At 52.0% G+C, this 24,364-nt stretch carries 24 protein-coding genes and 1 other annotated feature; of the genes, 4 read left to right on the top strand and 20 right to left on the bottom strand.

All coding sequences use genetic code 11. From position 1 onward, the window contains the following. Window positions 1-13: 13 nt before the first annotated feature. Window positions 14-2,398: a DNA internalization-related competence protein ComEC/Rec2 gene (locus NSQ24_RS10010; RefSeq protein ID WP_024984585.1), complete on the bottom strand. Its 2,385-nt coding sequence runs from the start codon at window positions 2,396-2,398 to the stop codon at window positions 14-16. A 239-nt stretch (window positions 2,399-2,637) separates the two neighbouring features. Here NSQ24_RS10010 and asnB point away from each other — a divergent pair, with 239 nt between their 5' ends. The 3 genes from asnB to comER all read left to right on the top strand — a co-directional run bounded on the left by asnB (window position 2,638) and on the right by comER (window position 6,722). Next, the gene (asnB, locus tag NSQ24_RS10005; RefSeq protein ID WP_024984586.1) at window positions 2,638-4,563 is read left to right on the top strand and encodes an asparagine synthase (glutamine-hydrolyzing); all 1,926 of its coding nucleotides are present in this window, start codon (window positions 2,638-2,640) and stop codon (window positions 4,561-4,563) included. A 343-nt stretch (window positions 4,564-4,906) separates the two neighbouring features. Continuing rightward, window positions 4,907-5,794: a helix-hairpin-helix domain-containing protein gene (locus tag NSQ24_RS10000; RefSeq protein ID WP_243014388.1), complete on the top strand. Its 888-nt coding sequence runs from the start codon at window positions 4,907-4,909 to the stop codon at window positions 5,792-5,794. A gap of 67 nt (window positions 5,795-5,861) precedes the next feature. Continuing rightward, window positions 5,862-6,722, top strand: coding sequence for a late competence protein ComER (gene comER / locus NSQ24_RS09995; protein ID WP_024984588.1), 861 nt, complete (start codon window positions 5,862-5,864; stop codon window positions 6,720-6,722). Window positions 6,723-6,781: 59 nt separating this feature from the next. Here comER and leuS read toward each other — a convergent pair whose 3' ends face one another. The 16 genes from leuS to NSQ24_RS09915 all read right to left on the bottom strand — a co-directional run bounded on the left by leuS (window position 6,782) and on the right by NSQ24_RS09915 (window position 19,895). Continuing rightward, window positions 6,782-9,199 carry a leucine--tRNA ligase gene (gene leuS, locus NSQ24_RS09990; protein ID WP_003390741.1) on the bottom strand — a complete coding sequence of 806 codons (2,418 nt, stop codon included), beginning with the start codon at window positions 9,197-9,199 and terminating at the stop codon, window positions 6,782-6,784. A gap of 111 nt (window positions 9,200-9,310) precedes the next feature. Continuing rightward, window positions 9,311-9,610, bottom strand: a binding site (T-box leader). Between the two features lie 46 nt (window positions 9,611-9,656). Continuing rightward, entirely contained in the window at window positions 9,657-10,400 is a 744-nt protein-coding gene (locus NSQ24_RS09985) for a class I SAM-dependent methyltransferase (RefSeq protein WP_024984590.1), read from the bottom strand. A 5-nt stretch (window positions 10,401-10,405) separates the two neighbouring features. After that, window positions 10,406-10,762 (bottom strand): ribosome silencing factor, encoded by a 357-nt coding sequence (gene rsfS, locus NSQ24_RS09980; protein WP_003390745.1) that lies wholly within the window; start codon window positions 10,760-10,762, stop codon window positions 10,406-10,408. Window positions 10,763-10,773: 11 nt separating this feature from the next. After that, window positions 10,774-11,352 carry a bis(5'-nucleosyl)-tetraphosphatase (symmetrical) YqeK gene (gene yqeK / locus NSQ24_RS09975; RefSeq protein WP_039070556.1) on the bottom strand — a complete coding sequence of 193 codons (579 nt, stop codon included), beginning with the start codon at window positions 11,350-11,352 and terminating at the stop codon, window positions 10,774-10,776. Beyond that, window positions 11,336-11,932 carry a nicotinate-nucleotide adenylyltransferase gene (locus tag NSQ24_RS09970; protein WP_122958856.1) on the bottom strand — a complete coding sequence of 199 codons (597 nt, stop codon included), beginning with the start codon at window positions 11,930-11,932 and terminating at the stop codon, window positions 11,336-11,338. The genes yqeK and NSQ24_RS09970 overlap by 17 nt, the downstream gene beginning before the upstream one ends. Before the next feature lie 3 nt (window positions 11,933-11,935). Further along, the gene (gene yhbY, locus NSQ24_RS09965; RefSeq protein WP_003390752.1) at window positions 11,936-12,226 is read right to left on the bottom strand and encodes a ribosome assembly RNA-binding protein YhbY; all 291 of its coding nucleotides are present in this window, start codon (window positions 12,224-12,226) and stop codon (window positions 11,936-11,938) included. A 111-nt stretch (window positions 12,227-12,337) separates the two neighbouring features. Next, window positions 12,338-13,189 carry a shikimate dehydrogenase gene (locus NSQ24_RS09960; protein ID WP_003390754.1) on the bottom strand — a complete coding sequence of 284 codons (852 nt, stop codon included), beginning with the start codon at window positions 13,187-13,189 and terminating at the stop codon, window positions 12,338-12,340. Window positions 13,190-13,249: 60 nt separating this feature from the next. Beyond that, complete coding sequence (gene yqeH / locus NSQ24_RS09955) at window positions 13,250-14,368, bottom strand: ribosome biogenesis GTPase YqeH (RefSeq protein WP_003390756.1); 1,119 nt, start codon at window positions 14,366-14,368, stop codon at window positions 13,250-13,252. Then, window positions 14,365-14,889, bottom strand: a complete 525-nt coding sequence (locus NSQ24_RS09950) for a YqeG family HAD IIIA-type phosphatase (protein WP_003390758.1) — start codon at window positions 14,887-14,889, stop codon at window positions 14,365-14,367. The genes yqeH and NSQ24_RS09950 overlap by 4 nt, the downstream gene beginning before the upstream one ends. A gap of 127 nt (window positions 14,890-15,016) precedes the next feature. Continuing rightward, window positions 15,017-15,187, bottom strand: coding sequence for a hypothetical protein (locus NSQ24_RS09945; RefSeq protein ID WP_003390760.1), 171 nt, complete (start codon window positions 15,185-15,187; stop codon window positions 15,017-15,019). 55 nt (window positions 15,188-15,242) lie between these two features. Then, window positions 15,243-15,416 (bottom strand): hypothetical protein, encoded by a 174-nt coding sequence (locus tag NSQ24_RS09940; RefSeq protein WP_155808003.1) that lies wholly within the window; start codon window positions 15,414-15,416, stop codon window positions 15,243-15,245. A gap of 102 nt (window positions 15,417-15,518) precedes the next feature. Continuing rightward, the gene (locus NSQ24_RS09935; RefSeq protein WP_003390762.1) at window positions 15,519-15,704 is read right to left on the bottom strand and encodes a hypothetical protein; all 186 of its coding nucleotides are present in this window, start codon (window positions 15,702-15,704) and stop codon (window positions 15,519-15,521) included. Between the two features lie 25 nt (window positions 15,705-15,729). Next, window positions 15,730-16,782, bottom strand: a complete 1,053-nt coding sequence (locus tag NSQ24_RS09930; RefSeq protein ID WP_003390764.1) for a DNA polymerase IV — start codon at window positions 16,780-16,782, stop codon at window positions 15,730-15,732. A gap of 214 nt (window positions 16,783-16,996) precedes the next feature. Next, window positions 16,997-17,437 carry a peroxiredoxin gene (locus NSQ24_RS09925; RefSeq protein WP_003390766.1) on the bottom strand — a complete coding sequence of 147 codons (441 nt, stop codon included), beginning with the start codon at window positions 17,435-17,437 and terminating at the stop codon, window positions 16,997-16,999. Window positions 17,438-17,507: 70 nt separating this feature from the next. Continuing rightward, window positions 17,508-18,242 carry a gamma-glutamyl-gamma-aminobutyrate hydrolase family protein gene (locus tag NSQ24_RS09920; protein ID WP_003390768.1) on the bottom strand — a complete coding sequence of 245 codons (735 nt, stop codon included), beginning with the start codon at window positions 18,240-18,242 and terminating at the stop codon, window positions 17,508-17,510. Window positions 18,243-18,257: 15 nt separating this feature from the next. Beyond that, on the bottom strand, window positions 18,258-19,895 hold the full coding sequence (locus tag NSQ24_RS09915; RefSeq protein ID WP_003390770.1) for a peptide ABC transporter substrate-binding protein: 1,638 nt from the start codon (window positions 19,893-19,895) through the stop codon (window positions 18,258-18,260). Between the two features lie 110 nt (window positions 19,896-20,005). On the opposite strand from NSQ24_RS09915, the gene NSQ24_RS09910 reads away from it, so the two are divergent. After that, window positions 20,006-20,815, top strand: a complete 810-nt coding sequence (locus tag NSQ24_RS09910) for a serine hydrolase (protein ID WP_311067613.1) — start codon at window positions 20,006-20,008, stop codon at window positions 20,813-20,815. Between the two features lie 108 nt (window positions 20,816-20,923). Here NSQ24_RS09910 and NSQ24_RS09905 read toward each other — a convergent pair whose 3' ends face one another. The 3 genes from NSQ24_RS09905 to NSQ24_RS09895 form a co-directional block, all read right to left on the bottom strand. After that, the gene (locus NSQ24_RS09905) at window positions 20,924-21,478 is read right to left on the bottom strand and encodes an ECF transporter S component (protein WP_003390776.1); all 555 of its coding nucleotides are present in this window, start codon (window positions 21,476-21,478) and stop codon (window positions 20,924-20,926) included. A gap of 160 nt (window positions 21,479-21,638) precedes the next feature. Next, complete coding sequence (locus NSQ24_RS09900; protein WP_227278458.1) at window positions 21,639-22,961, bottom strand: NAD(P)/FAD-dependent oxidoreductase; 1,323 nt, start codon at window positions 22,959-22,961, stop codon at window positions 21,639-21,641. Between the two features lie 233 nt (window positions 22,962-23,194). Next, window positions 23,195-24,340, bottom strand: a complete 1,146-nt coding sequence (locus tag NSQ24_RS09895; RefSeq protein WP_003390780.1) for a virulence factor — start codon at window positions 24,338-24,340, stop codon at window positions 23,195-23,197. Window positions 24,341-24,364 lie beyond the last annotated feature (24 nt).

The following is a 24,364-nucleotide window of genomic DNA, read 5'->3' as shown; positions in this document are numbered from 1 at the left end:
AGGTTGCAAGTATTTATGTATCGGAAATTTGCGTCTCCCAATAGATGGAGTCTTTCCGGATCACGAGTGTGATCGCTCCCTGCAAATCGGTTCGAAATACCTTTGCACCCGCTTCATGTAATCTTGTTAGTACCGCAGGCGAGGGATGCCCGTAGCGGTTTTTTTGTCCGGCAGAAATGACGGCGTTTTTCGGTTGTATGGCAGCCAGAAAATCGGCAGTAGTGGATGTGCGACTGCCGTGATGGCCTACTTTCAAAACATCTACAGACGGAGACAGCTTCCCCGCCAGCAGTTGATTTTCCCCTCTTTCCTCCAGATCACCGGTGAAGAGTACGGTCTTACCGTACGCGGTAAGCTGGAGCACAACAGATGCATCGTTGCCCGTCTGTGTGCCGCTCCCATCAGGATGAAGCCAAACCCACTCCACCCCCGGACCATCCGTCCAGGCTAGATCAGGCCTCCCTGTCAGTACCGGGATACGGCGCTCGCGGAAACGCGCAATCAGGCTCTCTTCTTCTTCACGGGGAGATGAGCCATTTACTAGTACGGCACCAATCGAAAAGCGCGATACGAGTGCTCCCATCCCTCCGATGTGGTCGTGATCCCCGTGCGTCATCACCACATAGTCGATCCGTTCTATTCCCCTTGCCCGTAAAAACGGGGCTACGATATCTTTACCTACCTCAAACGGATCGCGTTTTTTCCTCCAGGAGTCCCTGTTCCGGTACACAGGTGTCCCTCCCGCATCAATTAAGTATACCTTCTTTTTACCAATCTCGACAACGATAGAATCCCCTTGCCCTACATCCAGGAAGGTAATTCGTACTTCTTCAGTCCCTGAAAACGGCTGCCTGGCTAGGATGAGCAAGAGAAAATAGACCGCTACGTAGAGCCAAAAATCCCTGCGCCGATGGTAGCCGTTTTTCCATAATATCGGGAGCAAAACCAAAAAGACGGCATAGGCAATCATCCACCACAAATCCGGATGCGGCCAATAAGAAAACGGAACATTTGTCTGATGGAGTCGAAATAAGGGATCGTGCAGCCACTCCAGTATCCACGATGCCAAACCTGATGGCAGCACGGCCAGAGCAGGATGAAGCAAGCTGCCGAGCAATGCTGCATACCCTGCGGGAAGCACTACGAGGGATAGGATCGGGACGGCGACGAGATTGACCAGCCAGGATACAGAGTGTGACTGATGAAAGTGATAGAGCAGGAAAGGAAACGAAACAGCTTGTGCGGCAAAGGTGACGCCTAGACTTGCCCGCAGCCAGGAAGGTCCAAACCGTATGCACGCCAGGCTGATCGGGACGTAAACGAGCAAGCCGAGCGTGACGGCAAAGGAAAGTTGAAAGCCGATATGCCACAGTTGATACGGATTGACAGTCAGCATACCGATCAAGGCCCAGCCCCACAGTTCTTTTCCATCCATTTTCCGGCTCATCGCCTGGTACAACAGGCCGATGCCTCCCATGATCCCGGCACGCACGGCAGAAGCGCTGGCTCCGACCAGAAGCACATACCCTGCGAGCATCCCGATCGTGCAAACAAGCGCTGTTTTTCGCGGAACGCCAAGACGTTCGATCCCCCACAGGAACATGCCGCTGACGAGCGTAACATGCAGGCCGGAAATCGCCAGAACATGGCTGATCCCCAGATTGGCGTACATTTCCTGCGTCTCCGGGGAAACGCCGTCAGTTACCCCCAGCAATAGCGAGCTCATATAGCCGGACGTTTCGTCGTCTCTGAATACGCGGTCCAGCCGTTCCTTGGCATCGTTTTGCCATTGATGGAACAGCCTCATCACCCCGGTCCTGGCCTCTCCCCTGACGAGCTCCCCATATTCCGCCTCACCTGTGACGTAAACTCCCTGCCATCTCAGGTAGCGCGCGTAGTCAAATGCGTGCGGATTGCGGGCTCCTGCGGGCAAGCTCAACAGCATCTTGCCCGCAATCCGGTCACCCGGAAGCCATTGCTCGATGGCCATTGCCTCCTGCTCTTGCTCTAATCCAACCCGAAGCGCAATCCGCTCTGCACCGGGCAAATCCTCCATTTGTTCCCTGCTGACCCCGACGCTCTCAACCAGAAGAAAAAAACGTGCCGAATCGCCGTCACGCTTGACAGGTGTCGCAATCTCTCCGCGAAAATGGATCAGCGATTCCTCCGCAGCCGGGACACGCAAATAGGATTGATGCATGCTATCATAGACATGAAAATAAAATCCGCTGCCAATACAGATCAGACTGACGAGGCTCAGCTTCTTTCCAGCTTCCTTGGGAATAAACACGCACACTGCAGCAAGCAGCCCTGCAAAGAGAAACAGCCAGGCAATCGACAAATAAGCTCCGGCAAGTACCCCTGCCAGATACGATAGACTAGCCCCAAAAGCAGTCAAGATATCCCCCTCCCGGATCAAGCATCGGAGCAACCAGTGTACACCGCTTCTCCGGGACAAAAAAAAGACCCTGTTTTTTGTGAGGGCAAAAGCTGCCTGACTGTCGCCCTTCCTTTCATAGAAAAGCGTCTGTTGCCACGGCTGGCACAGCTTCTTGGGCAATTGGAAAGATTGCTTTGACCGTCAATCCGTGATAGAGTTAGCTAGAGCAATCTGAGTGAGAGGAAGAGTCATTTCATATGTGTGGAATCGTATCACTCTACAACAAGCGGCAAGCGCCCGTCCTGCAAGAGACGATTGGCGCCATGACCCGTGTTATCCTGCACCGCGGTCCAGACGATGACGGTTTTCATCTGGAAGACAACATCGCACTGGGCTTTCGTCGTTTAAGCATCATTGACGTGGAAGGCGGCCATCAGCCGCTGTTTAACGAAACACGAGACATTTGGATCATCGGCAACGGCGAAATCTACAACTACAAAGAATTGCAGCAATGGTTGAAGGAGTGCGGTCACGTATTCCATACGGATTCCGACATCGAAACGATCCTGCATCTGTACGAGGAAGTCGGAACCGACGCGCCCAAGCATTTGCGGGGCATGTTTGGCTTCACGATTTATGATTCACGCAATAAACGCCTGTTCGGAGCGCGCGATCAATTCGGGATCAAGCCTCTCTATTATGTTGAGACAGAGGATTCGATTGCTGTTGCAAGCGAAATCAAAAGTCTGTTGGAGCTCCCCGGTGTCAAAAGAGAAGTAAATCCAACCGGCTTTTACCATTATTTGACATTCCAATACGTACCTGACCCGGAAACGATGTACCAGGGCATCTACCGCATCCCGCCTGCTCATTTCTTCATCATCCAGAACGACCGGATTCAGTTGGAACGTTATTGGGATGTGGAATTCAAGCCAGATGAGAGCAAGCCTTTTTCTTACTTTGTCGAAGGCACCCGCAGCATCATGCTGGAGTCTGTTGACAAACACCGGATCAGTGAAGTACCCCGCGGCGCGTTTTTGTCCAGCGGAGTGGATTCCAGCAGTATCGTCGCCATGCTGCGGACTTTCGAGGATGTCAAAACCTTTTCTGTCGGTTCCGACATCCCTGGATACAGCGAGCTGGACTACGCCCGCAGGACCGCACAATTTTTGGGAACCGAACACCACGAGCTGGTGGTAAACGCCCAGCGCTACATGGACGAGTTGCCCAGACTCGTCTGGCATCAGGATGAGCCCGTAGCCGATCCTTCGGCGATCCTGCTTTATTTCGTAGCTCAAATGGCCAGCGAACACGTGACAGTCGTTCTCTCCGGCGAAGGGGCAGACGAGTTTTTCGGGGGTTACAACATCTACCGGGAGCCACATTCCCTGCGCATGTTCTCTCATATGCCCGACTGGATGAGAAGCTCCGTCCGTTTTTTGGCAGAGAAACTGCCTGATCAGGTGAAAGGGAAAAACTTCCTGATCCGCGGCTCCAAAACGGTAGAAGAACGCTTTTTTGGAAATGCCCTGATCTTCAGTGAAGAAATGAAGGAACGAGTGGTCACACAGGATATCCTGCACTCGGAGTCATATCGGACCCCATGGTCGGTCACGGAGGAAATTTACAAGCGTGCGCAATCACTTGACGATGTGACCAAGATGCAGTATCTGGACATCCATACCTGGCTGCGCGGCAACATTTTGATGAAGGCAGACAAGATGACAATGGCCAACTCATTGGAGCTGCGCGTGCCTTTCATCGATACAAAAGTATTTGAATTTGCGGCTACCATCCCGACCAAATACAAAATTGCCAACGGCACGACGAAGCATGTTCTTCGCGAAGCCATGAAAGACTTCCTGCCTCCGGAAATCAAGACGAGGAAGAAGCTGGGCTTCCCAGTCCCTACCCGTCACTGGCTGAAAAATGAATTCTACAAATGGGCCAAGGAGCTTATTTTTGAGTCCAAGGTAGATCATCTGATCAACAAGGCGTACGTTCTCTATATGCTCGATGAACATCGCGAGGGCCATGCCGACTACAGCCGAAAAATCTGGACCATCCTGATCTTCATGCTGTGGCATCAGATCTTTATTGAGCAAAAGCATCAGTTTGGCCCTTACGTCAGTCCGAGTGTGGAGATTCGCCGAAAAAAGGACTCTCTGGAGAGGATCGGCTAACAGACTGAGGCGGATTGGCTAAGCGAAAGGCTTGCAAGTAACACCCGCTTTCGCTGCTGCAGTCGCAGCGTATTCAAAATCATTACAGGCTTCGCTCGTCGTATGACGGGCGGGCCTTTTTCTTTTTCCCGGGAATTCTCCCTTAGCTTTCCTATACTCGCAGCATTTTTCCTATAATCGCTCCAATTTTCCGATACTCGCTCCAATTTTCCGATACTCGCTTCATTTTTCCGATACTGGCTGCATTTTTCGAAAAATTTGCGTACTCCCGCTGTCATTTCGTAGGATGCCTGTAGATGCAGGCAGTCCATCAAATATGCCTGCATATCACGGAGGTGTTTACATGCTGTATGACTTGTGGGAGCGCTATCGCCGGTACATACTCATAAGTCTCGCGGTTGTCTTTGCAGGAGTAAGTTTTTGGATCTACAGAGCACAACAAAATACGGTGCACGCGGGCAGTCCGTTTCAGGAGGTGGCGTCGGCCAACGAATCGGATATAACGCTTGCTTCATCCGAGTCGTTACTGCCTGCTGCCGTCTCCAATCCCCAACAGCAAGGCGGAGTTGTATCAGAAATGGGGGTGAACCGGGCAGGCAGTCCATACACGGCGTTATCGGGTGCTGGTGCTTCGTCAGAAGGTGTCTCTTTAGGCGGCACCTCTTCAGGGAGCGTTTCTTCTGGCGGTGCTCCTTCAGCAAGTGCTTCCTCCAAAGGCAGCGGGAGGACTGGCGCTTCCCCTCCTCTCCTCTATGTAGATGTCAAAGGAAAAGTAAAGCACCCCGGGCTTTATGCTTTGGAGCCGGGAGCAAGAGTGGCGGACGCGATCGAAAAAGCAGGAGGAACACTTCCCGACGGAGACGTGGAACGAATCAATCTTGCGGAAAAATTGACTGACGGAAGCGCCATTCTCATTCCTGTAAAAGGAGCCGCCTCTGCTTGTTCACAACAAGATGTGGCTTCCGCCGTCTCCCCCTCTGCCTCCGCTTCCGCTTCGGGCTCAAGCTCCGGAAGCGCCTCTCCTTCCGCCGCCGGCAAGGGGGTCAATGTGAATACGGCCACCCTGGAGGAATTGATGACGCTGCCAGGTGTCGGTGAATCTCGCGCAAAGGCCATTTTGGAATACAGAACAAAAAAGGGAGGATTCCGCTCTCCGGATGAGCTCAAGCAAATCAGCGGGATCGGGGCGAAAATCTACGAGCGGATGAAGGATCAGATCCGCATCCAGTAAGAAGGAGCATGAACGGGCTCGTCATCTCATAGAATGGGGGGAGAATGAGTAGAGGGAGGAAATTCCTATGGAAAGGATCGGCATTGTTGGAACGGGCAGCATGGGCAGTCTATTGATCGATGCCCTGATTGCGGCCAAAGCCTTGTCTCCCAGCCAATTTATCGCTTACAACCGGACGGTCGCCAAAGCAGAAAAAATTGCCGACCGTCACCCCGGTCTGGTCGTCGCCACGAGCAATGCCCAAGTGGCAAAGGAAGCCGCCGTGCTGCTGCTGTGCATCAAGCCGTCTGAATACAGCAAGGTCCTTGTTGAACTCCGCGATTGGTTGACTTCGGATCATCTTTTAATCACCATCACGAGCCCTGTTTCATTGGAGCATTTGGAGTCGCTCGTTCCCTGCCCGGTTGCCAGAGTGGTCCCCAGCATTACCAATGCCGCAGGCAGCGGCGTCAGTTTATGCGAATTCGGCATGCGCATTACCCCCGAGTGGCGTGACAAGATCCTTCATCTCTTTTCTAGCATCAGTCAACCGGTAGAGGTGCCAGAGCCATTTTTGCGGGTGGCCTCCGATATTACCAGCTGCGGCCCGGCTTTTGTCAGCTACATTCTTCGCCATATGATTAATGACGCTATGGAAGAGACCGGCATTTCGGAAGAAGCTGCCTCCCATTTGGCCATGCAAATGATCATTGGAATGGGGGAGTTGTTTAAAAAGGAGATGTTCTCCTTCCAGGCTCTCGAAAAGCGTGTTTGTGTACCCGGAGGGATTACAGGCGAAGGTCTTATAGCCCTTCAGAACGGCATTCCCGGCGTTTTTCGCGAGGTATTCCGACGCACCCATTCCAAATTTGCAGAAGACGTGGAAATGGTGAAAATCCAGTTGCGAACGGTACCGCCAGCCAATGGCAACGGCCTCCCTTCGTCTTGAAGCATAGAAAAAGGAACGAAGCCTTTTGAATGGCTCCGTTCCTCTTCCTTGGCACTTTCTTAACGAACGACGATATTTACCAGTTTTCCTGGTACTGCAATTACTTTGACGATTGTCTTGCCTTCGATCAGCTCTTTGATCGTCTCATTGTTTCCAGCCATTTCTTCCATTTGCTCTTTGGTCGCATCAGCTGGAATGAGCAGTTTTTCCCGGTTTTTACCGTTAATTTGCAGGACGATCTCCACTTCATCCTCTACCAGCTTGGACTCATCATATTCTGGCCATGGCTCGTAGGACAGTGTTTCCTTGTGGCCCAGTTTTTCCCACAGCTCTTCACAAATGTGAGGAGCAATCGGAGCCAACATCTTCACGAAGCCTTCCATATAGGTTTTTGGCAGAGCTTCAGCGCGGTACGCTTCATTGATGAAGACCATTAGCTGCGAAATACCGGTATTGAAACGAAGGTTCTCGTAATCCTCCGTCACTTTTTTCACAGTCTGATGATACACCCGCTCAAGCGGTTGCAGGTCAGCCTTTGGAGAGATTTTCGTGTTCAGCGCGCCATTGTCATCTACGTACAATCTCCAGACGCGGTCAAGGAAGCGGCGTGCGCCGTCGAGCCCTTTTGTCGACCAAGCGATAGAGGCGTCGAGCGGACCCATGAACATTTCGTACAGGCGCAATGTGTCGGCACCGTGGCTGTGAACGATTTCGTCCGGGTTGACGACATTGCCTTTGGATTTGCTCATCTTCTCGTTGTTTTCACCCAGAATCATGCCCTGGTTGAACAGCTTCTGGAACGGCTCCTTCGTCGGCACAACGCCGATATCGTAGAGGAATTTGTGCCAGAAACGAGCATACAGCAGATGAAGAACCGCGTGTTCCGCACCGCCGATGTAAATGTCGATCGGGAGCCATTCCTTCAGCTTTTCCGGATCGGCAAATGCCTTGTCGTTGTGTGGGTCGATAAAGCGCAGGAAGTACCAGCAGCTTCCTGCCCACTGTGGCATCGTATTGGTTTCCCGACGGGCTTTCATCCCCGTTTCCGGATCGACGATGTTCACCCACTCGCTGATGTTGGCCAGCGGCGACTCGCCTGTTCCGGAAGGCTTGATTTCCTTCGTCTTCGGCAGGACGACCGGCAGCTCTGCTTCCGGCACTACCTTCATCGTTCCGTCCTCCAGGTGGATGATCGGAATCGGCTCTCCCCAATAACGCTGGCGGCTAAACAGCCAATCGCGCAGGCGGAAGGTTACTTTTCGTTTTCCTTTGTTGTTCTCCTCCAGCCATTCAATCATTTTGCTGATTGCCTGTTCCTTGTTCAATCCATCCAGGAAGCCGGAGTTGATGTGCTCCCCATCGCCCGTATACGCTTGCTTGGATACATCTCCGCCGCGGATTACTTCCTTGATCGGCAGATTGTATGCTTGCGCAAATTCATAGTCGCGCTCATCGTGAGCGGGAACAGCCATTACAGAACCGGTACCGTAACTGATCAGGACGTAGTCGGCAATCCAGATCGGCAGTTTTTCTCCATTTACCGGATTGATTGCGTACGCACCTGTAAACACGCCCGTTTTTTCCTTGGCCAGGTCTGTACGCTCCAAATCGCTTTTCCGTTTGGCTTGCTCCAGGTAGTCTTCAACTGCCTGCTTTTGTTCCGGTGTTGTAATTTTCTCCACCAGCTTGTGCTCCGGAGCAAGCACTGCGAAGGTAGCGCCGTACAAAGTGTCCGGGCGGGTCGTGAAGACAGTGAAGGTCTCGTCGTGGCCGTCAACGGAAAAGACAACCTCAGCGCCTTCAGAGCGGCCAATCCAGTTGCGCTGCATTTCTTTGATGCTTTCCGGCCAATCAAGCTCCTCCAAATCTTCCAGCAGACGATCAGCATACTTGGTGATTTTCAGTACCCACTGTTTCATCGGACGGCGTTCTACCGGATGTCCTCCGCGCTCACTTTTCCCGTCAATAACCTCTTCGTTGGCCAGAACAGTTCCCAATGCAGGGCACCAGTTCACGGCAACTTCGTCGATATAAGCCAGGCCATGCTCATACAGCTTGGTAAAAATCCACTGTGTCCATTTGTAATAAGCAGGGTCTGTTGTATTGATTTCACGGTCCCAATCGTAAGAGAAACCAAGAGATTTGATCTGACGGCGGAATGTATTGATGTTGCGCTCCGTAAACTCTGCCGGGTCGTTGCCCGTGTCCAGCGCATATTGCTCAGCAGGCAGCCCGAACGCATCCCATCCCATCGGGTGCAGGACATTGTAGCCTTGCATCCGTTTCATCCGGGACAAAATATCCGTCGCGGTATAGCCTTCCGGGTGTCCTACGTGAAGACCTGCTCCAGACGGATAAGGAAACATGTCGAGAGCATAAAACTTCTTCTTGCTCGGATCATCCAGCGTTTTAAAGGTTTTATTCTCTTCCCAATACGTCTGCCATTTCTTTTCGATTTCCTGATGATTGTAAGCCATGATTTGCACTCCTATCGTAGATTCATGAAAACAAACAGATGCTTCGCCCATTAAGAAGAAGAGGGCCACTTCAATAAAAAATAAAAACCTCCCGCCCCCAATCGCGAAACGAAAAGGGACGAGAGGATTATATACGCTCCCGCGGTACCACCCACATTGGTGAACAGACGGCACACCGATCATCGCTTTGCTTCACACAAAGCAGAAGTCCTGATGCTTGCAATCATAAGCTCACCCGCTTGAAAAATCCGTATCGTGGATAGACGCTCCCCCTTACGCAACCGCTCCTACTGGACGGTCTTCAGGCAGAGTGCTTCGAGGCGAGTTCGGAAAGGGACGGGTTGACTTTCACCTGCCGTCAACTCTCTTTTGCCGTTTCACTTTCGTACTACTCCTCATCAACGCATTCCTTGTTTGTGGTTGTACTTTCGATTATAGACAATCAATGCCAATGCTGTCAATCTCGCGGACGGCAAGCCGAGAAAAACAAACGCTCACTCGTCTCTTGCGGTGGCTGGCCGCTAAAATCGGCCGTTATTTCCACATCGACAAAGCCGGTCTCCATCAGCCAGCGAGCAAGCTCATATGGCTGATACGCCCTCTGCTCATGCACTTCCTCGATACGTTCGTACAAGCCGTTTTCCTGCCGCAGAAAAAAGGTCAGTTCATGCGCTACCTCGAGCCGCAGCGGATCGCAGAAACATTGCCAAATGTACGAAACTTCCTCTTCGGCCAGAGTAAAGGTCTGGTCTCCAAAACCGTGCAGGATTTTGTATGGACTGTGCACGTCGAACAAAAAGGTCCCGCCTGGATGCAGATGCTCGAAGACGAGAGAAAATGTCCGTTTCACGTCCTCTTCTTCCGTCAAGTAGCTGAGCGAGTCGCAAAAGGACAAGACACTGTCTGTCTTGGGCAATGCCAGTTCGCGCATGTCCTGTTCGACCCATTTGACTTGGGCCTGCTCCCGCCTCATCTTGTCGTACGCTACTGCAAGCATGTCAGCAGACAGATCAACTCCTGTCACCAGATACCCTCTTTTTGCCAGGGGAATGGCGATGCTTCCGGTCCCGCAGCCGAGGTCAATGACTTGACGCGGCTTCCCTTTCCTGGTCCAGACACCCTCTGCCCAATCGAGCCACTGATCGTAAGGGGAGTCGGTCATCAGCCTGTCGTAGACAGCCGCCATTTGCCCGTACGCCATTTACCTCAGCCTTCCTCTCCAAATTGGACGATAGGGGCTTCGGCCCACAGCCGCTCGAGATTGTAAAACTCGCGGTCTTCGCGATGGAATACGTGGATGACGACATCCTCCAGGTCGACAAGCACCCAGCGTCCTTCGTCTGCTCCCTCAATGCCGCGTACCTTGTAACCGTTCTTGTGAGCCTGATCACGGATCTCGGAAACGATTGCTTGTACTTGCCGTTCATTGTTCCCGTGGCAAATCATGAAATAATCCGCAATGACGGACAGCTTGCTGATGTCCATGATGATCAGATTTTCCGCCTTCTTGTCCTCTGCCGCCTTTGCCACCAGTCTTGCCAGGGCTTCTACTGTTTTAACCATGAAACTCCTCCTTATGTATCCAGTCCGGATACGAGATCGTTATATGCCAACAGTGTCAATGGATACACCGTTTTTTTCTGCTGGATCAAATGTTGAATCGTACTGCCGAGAGCTTGCGCCAAAGCTTTATCCAGATCTTGCGACGCCAAGCTGCGAATCGTTTCAACACCGGGAAAGATTCGGTTTGGTTCTATATAGTCTGCCACACAAACGATTTTTTCTAACAGCGTCATCCCGACCCGGCCCGTTGTATGGTAGCGAACGGCCTGGATGATGTCCGGGTCGGAGACATTCATCTCCGTCTGGATGACGATTGCTCCGGCAAATGAATGCCACAGCTCCTTGTCCCCGTTCAAAAGGTCGGCGGGGAGATCGTGACGAATGAGAACGTCACGCATCCTTTCAACCGGCCAGCATTTGCAGTAGTCGTGCAAAAAACCCGCCAGTTCGGCTTTATCGGGGTCTGCCCCATACTGAAGCGCCAGCTGTCTGGCAGTTCCGGCCACGCCCAGCGTATGCTGATACCGCTTCTCGTGCATTTGGGCGCGGACTTGGCTGAGAAGCGCTTCCCGATCATTTAACCAACTCATATAGTCCGTACTCCTTTATATAACGCTCGACAGGCGGGGGTACGAGGTAACGAATGCTCTTGCCCCGGGCTGCTTTTTCCCGGATCAGTGTCGAAGACAAATCCCACGCCGGCATCTCCACCAAGGTCACAAAATCGCGATATTCACTTTCTATCAGCTCGGCCCCTGGACGCGAAAGGCCGATGAACCGCACCATTTTGACCAAGTCGTCTATCCGATACCATTGCCGAAGTGTTTTTACCATATCTCCGCCAATGATAAAAGAAAACTGGCAATCCGGATACATCTCAACGAGACTTCGCATCGTGTCGTAGGTATAGGATGGACCGCCACGTTTGAGCTCTATGTCGATTGCCCGAAAGGCAGGGTGATCCGCCACAGCAAGCTCTACCATCCGCAGCCGATCGCCGGCTGGGGTCAATCCTGCCCGTTCCTTGTGCGGCGGAATATGTGCCGGCATAAACCAGACCTCATCCAGCCCCGCTTGTTCCCTTGCTTGCTCAGCGGCCAGAAGGTGACCGGCATGGATGGGATCAAATGTGCCTCCCATGATTCCGATTTGGATTTTTGACTGTCCCATCGGTTATGGCAGTTTGATTGTTTTGTTCTCCCTGGACTCCTTGTACAGCACGACCGTATGGCCAATGAGCTGCACCAGCTCCGCTTCTGCTCCCGCCGCCAGAGCTTCGGCTACTTCATGCTTGTCGTCCAGATTGTTTTGCAGAATGGCCACCTTGATGAGTTCGCGGACCTCCAGCGCCTCTTTGATTTGATTCGTCATGTTTTCATTGACGCCGCCTTTGCCCACCTGAAAAATCGGGGTAAGGTGATGGGCTTGTGCCCGTAAAAACCGTTTTTGCTTGCCGGTCAGCATGTACATATCTCCTTTTGTGTATATCTGTTGTTCTTGAAGTGCGCTTTCTTTATTTTAACTCATTTGCAGACGCACGACTGATTCTTCCATCATTTATCTGTGCAGCGTGCTTCAGGTCGCTTTGCTTAGCTGCTGCAGGACAATTTCCCGCATCGTCTCAGTTGGAGCCGCTTCTCCTGTCCATAATTCGAAAGCGAGTGCGCCCTGATTGACAAACATGCCGATACCGGAATGAACCTGAGCGCCTCGGGAGCTCGCCGCTTTTAACAGACGCGTCTCCAGAGGGTTGTAGATCAGGTCGCTTACGATCAGTCCGGCATGGAGCCATTCCTCTTGCACCGGCATCTCATCCACTTGCGGATACATGCCGATGGACGTGGTGTTGATCAGCAGGCTCGCATCCTCAATGGCTTCCTTGCCTTCGGCCGGGTCGATGACAGCCGTAGGGACAATCGTTCCTACGTGTTCCGCCAAAAGCGTCGCCCTTTCGCGGGAACGGTTGATAATCCGGATCTCCTTCACCCCTCGCTCCGCCAGCGTAAAAGCGACTGCACGGGCAGCGCCGCCAGCTCCGAGCATGGTGACTGTCTGTTGTTCCAGCGTAATCCCTGTCGTTTCCACCAGTGAGCGTACGTACCCCAGACCATCTGTGTTGTAGCCGACCAAATAGCCATCGCGGTTTACTACTGTGTTCACGGCACCAATGCGCGCTGCAAGCGGATCGATTTCATCAAGCATGGGCATGATCGCCACCTTGTGCGGGATCGTCACATTTACACCCTTTATTCCAAGTGATCGAATCCCTGCCACCGCTTCAGACAGACGCTCGGGAGCCACATCAAAAGCCATGTATACATAGTCCAATCCCGCTTCTGCAAAAGCGGCGTTGTGCATGAGCGGCGATTGCGAATGCGAGACCGGATGACCGAACAAACCAACCAGATGTGTTTTGCTTGTTATCATGAAGCCGTTCCTTCCCCTCTGCTCTCTCTATCTAGCTTATGGCAAGACAGCCAAAACGCGTCAGATCAACGCTTTTCGCATGCCTACACTGACGCCCTTCGGAGCGTGTACGACGACGGATGCCTCTTCTTTACCCTGAAGGCTCACCCAGCCCAAACCCGAAATGACCAGGTCCGTTGTGCCCGTTGGACGAATTTTAAACGAATGTTTGACAAAAGCGGGCAGCTGTTCTGCGGCTTCACGGCCTGTCGGCGGAGCGAGCATTTCCCCGTGGTGCTTCTGAAACACTTCATCGGCATTCTCCAGCTTCGTGCGGTGGATGTATATATCGTTCGTTACATACACAACAAACGGCTGTCGCGTGCCGCGTACAAAATCAATCCGGGCCAAACCGCCGAGGAAGAGGGACTGGCCATCGTTTAATTGATACACTTTTGGATTGATTCGAGAGGTCGGCGTAATTTTCCGCAAGTCTTGCGGTGTCACCATATGGCCGATCTGATCCCGGTTGATAATTCCTGGCGTATCGAAAATAGAACGGCCGTCCTCCAATGGAATCTCAATCTTGTCCAGTGTCGTCCCCGGAAACGGTGATGTCGTAATTTCCAGATCAGCCGATCCGTAATCGTGCAGAATGCGGTTGATCAACGTGGATTTGCCGACATTCGTCACACCGACGATGTAGACGTCCCGTCCCTTGCGCAGTTCCCCGATACGTCCCAAAAGCTCATCGATGTGCAATCCTTTTTGGGCACTTACCAATACGACATCGGCCGGCCTGAGTCCGCGTTCCTTGGCTTCGTGCTGCATCCAGTTGCGGACGCGATTCAAATTGATATTTTGGGGCAAAAGATCCACTTTGTTGCCCACCAGCAATATCGGGTTGTTCCCGACAAAACGAGGCAATCCCCGCAGCCAGGAGCCATGGAAATCAAAAATGTCGACAACCATGACGACGAGACTTTGCGTCGATCCGATCCCATCCAGGATTCGGAGAAAATCGTCATCTCCCATTCCTACAGGAGCTACTTCATTATAATGTTTAATCCGGAAACAGCGTTGGCAAATCACTGTCTCGCGCTTGAGCGCGGAAGCAGGAGCGTATCCCGGCCGCTTTTGATCCTCTGTCTGGATCGCGATGCCGCATCCTGCACATGTCCCCAAGCTTTGCTCCATCATGCTTTTGTCTTCCACGAAATCATTCCCTTTCTACGCATCCAATAAAGAGCCATACGCTCCATCCTGCGGTTGAACCGCGTCCAAAAACCATCCGTCTGGGCTACCGGAACGACGAGGATCGTATGAAATCCAAGCCGGTTGCCGCCCAGCACATCGGTAAACAACTGATCACCGATGACGACCGTCTCCTGAATCTTTACGTTCATCTCGGCAATCGCTTGCATAAATGCCCGGTTGGTCGGTTTGCGGGCCGCAGAGATAAATCGCACACCCAGAGGCGTGCAAAACTTGTCTACCCTCTCGCGGTTATTATTGGATACAACGGTTACCTGAATCCCTTCATCGCGCAAACGCTTCAACCATTGTTCCACTTCCGGCGTTGCATACGGCCTGTCCCACTCCACCAGAGTGTTGTCCAGATCCGTAATGACAGCCTTGATTTTCTTCTCCCGCAGTTGATCTATATCAATATGGTGGATCGACTCCACGTACTGATCTGGCATCAGCTTTTCAAGAAACACGGGGCACCTCCAAGCAGTGTGTACGAGAACCGCGATTTCGGCACCTACTATACCATAATCAGCCACTCCCTTGCAAAAGAAAAAGAAGAGGCCCGCGGCCCCTTCTCGTTTTGCTGCTGCGAATTGGTCAAACCCGGTTGTTGCGCCGTTTTTTTGCAAGAATGGTGACATCGGCCTGATTCGCCGCCAAAGCATTTCCCGTACGTGATTTTGCTGTTGCCGCCTGCGTGATTTTGACAACAATGACGGTATTCTTGCCCACTTTGTACGAGTACGTCCTGACATTGTTCCGTTGCATAGGTAAGCACCTCCTTCAGGAATAGATGTACCGGTACGAATCTACTTCCTACTCCTTACAGAGGGCCATTCGCCGCTCCCTTGACCTTGATGTGGAAAATGCTTGCATCCGCCTGGTTAATCGCTGCTGCATTTCCGAATTGGGATTTGGCTTTTGCAGCTTGCGCGATGAAAACCTTGCTTTTCCCTTTTTTCGGCCACTTTCCGAAGTTATATGCCGCTTTTGCCATGTCTCGTACCCCCTTTCAATCAAAGGATGGTACATACTATGGCGAACCTGTCTGACCCGAAGCCACGTTTCTCCCCTATCATTCGCGTATTTTGCTAGAAACTCAGGCTCTCGTTTCTCTTTGTATCAACCGCTGTACCTGCTCTTTCGGCTCCCAGCATTGAAATTGATAGGTAGGTTTGGTCTCGTAGGTGAGTCGAGAGCATCGATAGACAATGCCGCCTGCTTCCTTTTCCACGCGAAAGTGAACGCAGGTGGCGCAGCAATGAAACCGGTTTACGCCTGTCATTTTGTATTCTCCTCTCGACTGAACCTCACCATTGCATATTCCATGAAAACAGGCTGAGTTGCTCGTACCTTTCTTCATCGGGCGATGCAAAATTGGAAAAACCGACGCCGACCAGCCGGACACCCGGGCTATAATCAAAGGCATCCAGGAGTTCTTCCAACAGATCTCTCCATGCTGCACCGTACTCTTTTTTCCGCTGCTTGCTTCTGATCGTAAAATCAGCAAACTTGATTTTCAGCGTGATCGTCCGGGGGATGACACCCTCATCTTGTATATCCTGCTCAACCTCCTGCAAAAGCGAGAAGGCTACCGAGGCGATCTCGTCACGCTGGTACAAATCATAGGCGAGTGTCGTCTCCCTGCTTAAAGACTTGGGCGAGCGCTCTGTTACGATTTCCCTGTCGTCCTCTCCGCGTGCTCGAAAATACAAAGCATGACCAAGTTTCCCCAGCATATTCACAGCTTCCTCCAAGGAAAGCCGCCAAAAATCCTCAACCGTGCGAATTTCTTTTTTCGCAAGAAGCTCCTGCGTTTTTTTACCGACACCGTGCAGTGTTCCGATCGGCAAATTCCGGAGAACATCAAGCGATTGCTCGGGACGAATCACCACGAATGCATCCGGCTTCTTCAGATCACTGGCAATTTTGGCGAGTGACATATTATAGGAAAGACCGACACTGCAAGTAAGACCGGTTTCCCGGCGAATCCGCCGTTTGATCTCCTTGGCGATCGGAACGGCATTTTCATATCCGGATACGTCGAGATACGCTTCGTCGAGCCCAACTGTCTGATAGCGGTCCGTAAAGGAGGAAAAGATGGCACGAATCTCTGCCGACTTCTCCACGTACCGCTCGTAGCGGACAGGCAGAAAAATCCCCTGAGGACATTTTTTCCGCGCCAATGCGACCGGCATCGCCGAACGAACACCATATTTTCTGGCTTCATAGCTGCACGTCGAGACAACTCCCCGATTGCTCATGCCGCCTACAATAACCGGCAGGCCGCGATATTCGGGCCTGTCGAGCTGTTCTACACTGGCAAAAAACGCATCGATATCGACATGTAAAATTTTTTTCATCGATATGACCACCAAACATACATTCTCATCCCTATTATCGCCGCTTCTTTGACCGGTTGCAAGCATGCGTTCCTTCCTGCCTTGCTCCCTTAATTGTCAGCGGTTCGGTGTTAACGGGAGTAGCTTTGCTCGATCCGAGTGGCTTTTACTCTATCCGAACGGCGTTCCCTCTATCCTGGCTACTATTCGTGTTGTTCATTATCGCTGTGATCGTTTACGGGATATTGTTCACAACCTGGAGCAGTTCCGTTACTGCAGGATTTCCTTTTCTCGCATAGGCAATCATTCCGTGCTTATCAATGATGTATACAATCCGTTGTTGGAATAAAAATCCGAGAACCTTTCCTACCCCGTATGCTTTTCGTATGGCATGGTCCCCGTCGGCAATCAAGGGAAAATCGTATCCGAACTTGCCTGAAAAAGCCCGGTGGCTCGTCAGGTCGGCCGGATTGATTCCGATAACAACCGCATCAGCCGCTTCCAGATCACTGTACCGATCGCGGATCGCGCATAGCTGCTTTGTGCAGACAGGCGTGTCATCTCCCGGATAAAAAATGAGGACTATTTTTTTCTTTCCGATAAACGTTTGAAGGTCGATCCGCCCCTTTGTGCTCTCGGCAGCAAACAAAGGCGCTTTCGTTCCGACTGTCAGCATCGCGACACCCCCACTCCAGTATACCAGACAAAAAGGACCGCCCCCCATAAAATGGGAGAGCGGTCCTTTTTTACAGCGATTGCATTTTCAATTGCTTGCATTTGCCCACAAAGGCTTCCGCTATTTTCAGCATATTGTCATCATGGGCCCACATCCGCTCTGGATGCCATTGCAGCCCTACATGCAGCCCGTCGAGGCTCTCGATAGCCTCAATCACCCCGTCAGCCGCGACTCCTGTCGCCCGAAACCCGGGAGCTACGTCTTTCACCGCCTGATGGTGGGAAGTATTGACGAGAATCTCTGTTTTGCCCAGCGCCTCTGCGACGACGCCTGGTTGCAGTGTCACTTTGTGCGCTCCGTATTGGCGGGAACCTTTTTGAGCGTGCTGGAACGCGCCCGGCACCTGACTCGGAATATCCTGTATCAAAGTTCCGCCTGCGGCCACATTGAGAATCTGCATGCCGCGGCAAATACCGAGGATAGGCTTTTTCATTTCCAGCGCCAGTCTGATCACTTCCAGCTCTGCCAGGTCCCTCTCGTACTCTACCTCACCCAAACCTTGCAACGGCTCTTCCCCGTACAAATGCGGTGCCGGATCATCTCCACCCGTCAGGATCAAACCGTCCAGCGATTCAATCATGGCCCGAAAAGGAGCATCCTTCACTGTCAAGAGCGGAAAAATGTACGGAACGCCGCCAGTACGGGCTACGCCGTCCACATATCCGGAGCCGACATAGAAATACTGATCAAGGTTGTTGTTTGGAAAGAACATCTTGGTACATGCCACGCCAATAATCGGTTGCACGAAAGTCACTCCCTGCTATTTCTTTTCATTCGATGCGTATTTGAAGTCGATGAAGCCCAATGCGTCAATGACGACATCTTTTACACTGTCCTGCTTTACCCATGTGTACGTGAAGTAGTAGATCGGCAAGGCGGGCATTTCATCCATTACAATGGCATCGGCCCTCTTCAGGCTCACGTTGCGTTTGGCTTCGTCTCCTTCTGTGGCGGACTTAGCCAGCATATCAAGGAACTCCTTGTGTTCCCATTTGGACGTGTTCAGACCGCCTTTGAACACTTCCAGGAAGTTGATCGGATCGTTAAAGTCGCCAATCCAGCTCGCCCGGCCGATATCGAAGTTGCCCGCTTTCATCTGTTCACGGTGAACCTTGTTCTCTTTGTTTACCAGCTTCACTTCGATGCCGAACGCTTTTCTCCACTGATCCTGAATAACCGTCGCAATGCGTTGGTTCACTTCTGTCGTATTGTAGGCGAGGGTCAACTCAGGCAGCTCGCTGATACCGAGCTCCTTCATGCCCTGTGCCAACAGTTCTTTTGCCTTTTCAACATCGTTGTCCTTAAAGTAGCCTTCCGGTTTGAAGGCCATCGTCGGAGGCAGGATGCCCAGGGCAGGCGTGCTCTTGTACGGAACGACGCTGTCGGCAATTTCCTGGCGGTTAACGGCGTAAGCGAACGCCTGACGAATGTGCTTGTTGTTGAACGGAGGCTTCGTCGTGTTGAAGATGTACCAGTACGTTCCAGCGGTCGCCTGCGACTGCATTTTGCCGGAGTCCTTCAAGGAATCGAGCGCGTCGAGCGGCAGGTCGCCCAGCGGAGAACCCGCCCAGTCGAGCTCGCCCTTTTCAAACATCGCCAGTTCGGTATTGGCGTCCTCGATCATGTTGACGGTCAGCTTGGACAGCTTCACACGATCTTTATCCCAATAGTTTTCATTTTTTTCCAATTCGATCAAAGATTTGTGCTCCCACTTCTTGAGGACGAACGGCCCATTCCCTATGTAGGTTTCAGGTTTTGCCGCCCAATCCTTGTTGCCCTCGACAACTTTTTTGTTTACAGGAAAGTAGGTGACGGAGGCCACAAGCTGCGGGAAAAACGGAGCCGGGTTTTCCAGGGTGACTACCAATGTTTTCTCATCCGCAGCTTTGACGCCAACATCCTCCGCTTTTGCCTTTTTGGCATTGTACGCCTCGCCGTTTTTCAGGTAGTACATCTGATAGGCGTAACCGGATGCTGTCTCGGGGTTGAGAACGCGCTTCCAGGCGTACTCGAAGTCATGGGCCGTCACAGGGTCGCCGTTGGACCATTTTGAATCACGCAGATGGAAGGTGTAGGTCAGGCCATCCGGGGAAACCTCGTATTTTTCCGCGACCGATTCCTTGATCTTGCCGTCTACGTCAAGACGAAGCAAACCGTCAAAAGCGGCGCGGGTAATCGACATGGAAGGAATGTCCTCAGCCAAGCCCGGATCGATTGTATTTGGTTCTCCCGTATTCAGGTTGATCCGCATCTCCTGTGGTGCTGCTGCTTGTTCTTGTGCTGCCGGTGTCTCCGCAGGCTTTTGTTCTGCAGGCTGACTCGCTTGTCCCCCACAGCCCGCAAAGGCCAGACTGCTTAGCATCACAAAACAGAGCGACATCTTTTGAAGCGCTTTCATGGAAAACCCCCTCTTGAAACTTTTTTTCTTGATTATACGATGCATGATTAAATAATATTATCTTACGAAAATTTTGTCTACAACTATGTAAAGTGATAAAGGAGCTGGTCATGATGTTAGCGTCATTGGAAAATGCTCTCAGCACATTGCTTGAGAAGAGTGGCGGGCAGTGGGGAATCTACCTCGAAGATTTACAGACAAACGAAATCTGGGGCAAGGGTCATGATGACCGCTTTTACGCCGCCAGCGTAATCAAAGTCCCGATCATGGCCGCTGTGTTTGCTGAAGCCTACGCAGGCAAGTTTGCTCTCGAAGACAAACTGACTCTCAGACAAGAGGATCAGGTCGGCGGAGCAGGCATTCTGCAGCATATGACGCCAGGCACAAAGTGGAGCATTTACGATCTGACAACCCTGATGATCATTCAGAGTGACAACACGGCAACCAATATGCTCATCGATCTTGTCGGGGCTGAGGCGATCCGTTCTGTCATGAACAAAACAGGAATGGTCAACAGCCAGTTTCACAACAAGCTGATGATCGTCCCTGCGGAGCTGGAAGGCTACAATGAGGTGACCGCGGCAGATCTTGGCAGCCACCTTCGCCATTTGGCTACAGGAAAAATCATCTCGTACAACAGTTGCCTCCACATGATCAACATCATGAAAAGACAGCAGCATCGCGACCGCATCCCCTATCACCTGCCTGATCCGGACGGCGATGTGATCGGCATGCTGCCGAAATGGGAGCTGGCCAATAAAACAGGGACAGTCACTCGAACGACTCATGACATCGGAGTGATGTACATCGGCAACCGGGCAGTGACGATCTGCTTGTTATCCAAAAATATCGAGACCGTCGCAGCCAATGACGTGATGGCGCAAATCGGCCGGATGGTATACGATCTGTATACGAAGTAGAAAAAAGGCCTGTCCGTTGTTTTGGACGGGCCTTGCTCATACAGTCGGGTCCTGTACGTTCGGGTCCCATACCTAGGGTCCATGCATTCGGTCCCTTATGAGCTCCATTCACCCGTTTGCACTGAAGTTCGCTGCCTTCCGCTTGACGATTGCAGTGACGATCGGAAGACCCATCAACACGATCCAAAGTGAATTGACTCCTGCAGGTACAACTGCCCAGTAAAAAATAGAGACATCCGGTTTCCCTGTCAGGATGTCCATTCCTGCAGCTCCGACGAGACCGATCAGATTGCCCGCGATTCCCCACAATGCCATCCAGACGTAATGGCTAAGCGAAACTTTTCCATTCCTCAGATCAAATTCCTTATGTAAATAGGCAAAGCCCGAGAACAGCCCGATGACGCCATTGCCAATAATCCAGCTCATCCACAATTGCCCGGAGAGAACATCTGACAGGAGAGTTCCCAAGGCACCGAACAGGAAGCCTGTCAGCGGGCCAAAGCAGGCTCCTATAATCGTAAGAATGACGATGGCCGGCCGCAAACTGCTGCCTGCTATCGGAATATAGTCGGTGATATAACTGAGGAAGCCGTAAAGTACAACTCCCATTCCGATTACTCTGACTTTTTCGCCCTTTCTTGCGGCGGCAGGACAGATGTCCATCTTGGTGGCTCCTTTTTGTAGTCTCTGGACATCCTCAACATAGCATCCGAAAGCCCCGCTGTCAAAACGGAATATTCTGGATATGCTTATTCTATATAGACAAAGGAAAAGGCGTCCTTCCTTTGCAGGAAAAACGCCTTAATGGGCATCGATGCTGTCTCTATTTGGAAAGGATCAGCTTGCTTACTTCGTACGCGCTGGAGAAAGACAGCTCGGACAATTGTCCTTGGCCTTCACACCAGTCACCCGCAAAAAACAGGTTGCGGTAATCTGGCAAGCTGATTGGCAGCGCCTCCTGGTTCATCGTCCACTTGATTTCCTGGACGACGGCACGGGTGGAAACGCGGGGCACCACGAGTTCCTCCCGCCAGCCTGGGAAGTGCTTGTCGTACAGTTGTTCAATCTCTTGCTTGCGCTGCTCGACGACTTCTTTCACGCCGACTTCGGACTGACGCAGATAGGCGGTCGCCTGCAGTAGCTGTCCGCCCTCTGGGACGCAGGTCTTGTCGTAATACGAAATATCCGTAATAAAAATGTTGTTTTGCTTGTCATAAATATAGGTGTAAGGGACATCGATACGCTGCTTGAGACCGATATCATACACGACGACAACCGTCGGCTCGTATGTTGCATACTGTGCGATAGCATGCTCCAGCTTTGTATCCTTAAACACCTTTGTCATTTCTTTTGGAGGGATGCAGCTGATGAATTCATCTCCGGTAAATTCAGCTTCCGGCGTGACAGCGGCAACCACTTTGTCATTTTCGACACGGAAGGATTCGACCTTTGTTTTGGTCATGATCGTGCCGTTGTTGGCTTCGATGACACGGACAAATTCCTCGATCAACGCCTGCCACCCGCCTCCGATGTAGGCAACCGGCTTATTCGTCGTAAAGATCCGACGATAGTAGGTGAAGAACACATCAGACGGAATTTTTTCCGGCTCACGGGTAAAGAAGTTGGAGGATGCCAATGTCAGCATCATTTCCTTTACTTCCTCACTTACATTTTGCTTCTCCATCCACTTCTGGATCGACAGGTGCGGGTGACCCGTCTCCATTTTCAACATGGTTTTCAAGATTTCAAAGGTAAACAGAACTTTGTCAAATCCCTTGACCAGCTTCGTACGGAACAATCCCTGCACATTTGCGGGAACCGCTGTCAAATCGTCCCCCAAATCATAACGGGCTTTATTCGGATTGAAATCCTGCCAATCAATGTTCAAACCCAATTCTTTTTCAAACGTTTTCAAAACCGATGTGTCACGCCCGTAAATGGCATGTGCACCGAAGTTAAAGTTAAAGCCTTTGATCTTCAGCGTGACGGCACGGCCGCCCAGGGCTCCGCGCTCAAGAAGCGCTACCTTTTTGCCCTTGGAAGACAGATAGGCTGCAGCAGAAAGACCGGCGAGCCCCCCGCCAACGATGACGACGTCATAGTGGTTCGTTGTCATAACAATCTCCCTTACATACTCACGATGTATGAAACCTCAATCATCCTATAGGATAAGGGATGTACAAGGTAGAAGTCAACCATAAATGAACTGTGTCTATTGTTATACTGATGATACCATTTTTTGGCTTTTCCGTTTCCCCTCGCTCTTCCTTCTGTTTCCTGTCAACCTATCTTATTATGACCATAAAAGCATGACAATTACCCCTGCCTGCACTCATCGTTCCGTAGTGATCGACAGGGGTAAAAATTCAAGTTCTCGTCTCAGGAGCCTTGTTGTTCGTTTCTTCTCGTCATCTGCTGCCAAACTGTACCGCTCGCCGCTTCTCCGCGCTCGATGCGCTCAACAGCCATTTGAATTTGCAGACGAACCTCAAATTCCGGATCGTCCTGGGCCGCCCGCAGAGCTTCCAGCGCCGAGTCGTCGCCTACCTCGTACAGGAAACGGGCTGCACGCCAGCGTACGAGCTTGTTCGGGTCCTTCAGGGCTTCGCACATCGCTTCACTTGCTCTCGGGTCCCCCAGATCGGACAAAGTATCTCCTGCCGTCCTGCGAACAGATACAGAGGGGTCACGGAGCGCTTCGTAGAGCAAAGGAAACACCTCATCGCCTCCCACCATTCCCAGGTAGACGACTGCCAGCCGACGGATGGAGCCCTTTTCGTCATGAAGCGCCTTTCTCAGAACAGGCAAATCTTCGGCAGTCGGCTCCATGCGATCCAGCGCAGCATACCGCTTTTGCCAATCAGGATCATCGAGCATCTCCAGCGTGACGACTTTCTTGACCCGCTCGGGCTGGGGCGGGGCTTCTCCCACTCCAAGCTGCAGCGCCTGTTGAACAAGCTCTTCCACCCGTTCTGGCGGATACGCCGCATCCACCTCGCTGGCCACTTCTTCCCCGATCTCGCGCAAATCGCCGTAGCGAACGTCTTGCTCTACCCATTTGCGCTCCATGATTACATTCGGTGAAGCGGAACCCGCCTTCATGGCCGCCGCTCCGAATCGTTCGGGCAAGGCGGCGCGTATCTGCTCGGTTCCCATCGTTACTTTTACCTGCATGGGAATGCCGCGGAACATCTGGATGTACACCTGCGCTTCTCCCCACGCTTCCCCGGACTCTTCATTCGTCCAGGCTGGCATGGAGGTCTCCGCCCCCGCTCCGAAAACCTCCCGGGCATGGGTCAAAATTTGCTGCCAGTCTGCTTGCGATTTTCGTTCCAAGGCATAGAAATCAGCCGTATGAAAAATAGAGGTCACGCCTTCAATCGCCAGCAGCTGCTTCACCAATTCCGGCATTTGCGCCCCGGACTGCTTGTTGTATACCCGCTGAACGCCGTCAGGCAAGCGCTCGTCCACATTCAGCTTCATGACATTTGGACTGGGTGTCGGTTCTATCGACAACAGTTTCATGCCGAGTCACTCCTTTTGTTGCCT

The sequence above is a fragment of the Brevibacillus sp. FSL L8-0520 genome, from assembly GCF_037963895.1.
Lineage (GTDB): Bacteria > Bacillota > Bacilli > Brevibacillales > Brevibacillaceae > Brevibacillus > Brevibacillus borstelensis.
Note: the sequence above shows the minus strand (reverse complement) of the source record. Positions and strands in the feature narration are given on the sequence as shown.